1 protein-coding gene is annotated in these 1,267 nt (G+C 65.4%); it reads left to right on the top strand.

The window, feature by feature from the left end:
* Positions 1 to 24 precede the first annotated feature (24 nt).
* Positions 25 to 1,266: an arginine deiminase gene (arcA, locus tag DWY03_RS09945; protein WP_099431519.1), complete on the top strand. Its 1,242-nt coding sequence runs from the start codon at positions 25 to 27 to the stop codon at positions 1,264 to 1,266.
* Position 1,267 lies beyond the last annotated feature (1 nt).

Raw genomic sequence — 1,267 nt, forward strand, 5'->3', positions numbered from 1 at the left:
GGCCCGAAAGAAAGGTAGGAGGCCATGACGAAAGGTCTGCACGTGCCTTCCGAGATCGGCAAGCTCAGGAAGGTCTGCCTGCACCGTCCCGGCGACGAGCTCCTCAACCTGCCGCCCGACGAGCTCGAGCGACTCCTGTTCGACGACGTCCCGTTCCTGGAGGTCGCACAGCAGGAGCACGACACCTTCGCCCAGATCCTGAGGGACCAGGGCGTGGAGGTCCTCTACCTCGAGAACCTCGTCGCCGAGGTGTTCGACCAGGTCCCCGGCGCCCGCGCCGAGTTCACCGACCAGTACATCGCCGAGGCCGGCATCCGCGGCCAGCACATGCCGCAGATCGTCCGCGAGAAGCTGGACTCCATCGAGGACAACCTCGAGTTCGTCAAGAAGACCATGGCCGGCATGACCAAGGCCGAGATCGACATGCCCCTCACGGCGTCCACGACCCTCGACTCCCTGGTCAACTCCGAGTCCGAGTCCGACCTGATCATCGACCCGATGCCCAACCTCTACTTCACCCGCGACCCGTTCGCGGTCGTCGGCGAGGGCGTCAACCTCAACCGCATGTACTCGGTCACCCGCAACCGCGAGACCCTGTACGGCAAGTACGTCTTCAAGTACCACCCCGACTACAAGGACGTCTCCCTGTACTTCCGCCGCGACTGCCAGTTCCACACCGAGGGCGGCGACGTGCTGAACATCAACGAGAAGACCCTCGCCGTCGGCATCTCCCAGCGCACCCAGGCCGCCGCTATCGACGTCATGGCCCAGAACATCTTCTGGAACTCCGACTCCAAGGTCGAGCGCATCCTGGCCTTCGACATCCCCGTCTCGCGCGCCTTCATGCACCTCGACACGGTCTTCACCCAGATCGACGTCGATAAGTTCACGATCCACCCCGCCATCATGGGCACCCTGCGCGTCTACGAGCTGACCGCCGGCAAGAACCCGGGCGACGTGAACATCCGCCTCATCGAGGACACCCTCGAGCACGTCCTGGAGGACGCCACCGGCGTCGACCAGGTCAAGCTGATCCCCTGCGGCGGCGGCGACCCGATCGCGGCCTCCCGCGAGCAGTGGAACGACGGCTCCAACACCCTGTGCGTCGAGCCCGGCAAGATCTGCGTCTACGCGCGCAACACCGTCACCAACGACGTGCTGTACAAGGAGGGCCTGGACCTTCTCGTCGTGCCCTCCGCCGAGCTCTCCCGCGGCCGCGGCGGCCCGCGCTGCATGAGCATGCCCTTCTGGCGCGAGGACCTCTAAG

It is taken from the genome of Collinsella sp. AF23-2 (genome assembly GCF_003459245.1).
In the GTDB taxonomy this organism is placed as follows: domain Bacteria; phylum Actinomycetota; class Coriobacteriia; order Coriobacteriales; family Coriobacteriaceae; genus Collinsella.

What these genes read in the sequence shown, in the direction of transcription:
- arcA (WP_099431519.1), top strand. Translation starts at nt 25, where the DNA reads ATGACGAAAGGTCTGCACGTGCCTTCCGAGATCGGCAAGCTCAGGAAG.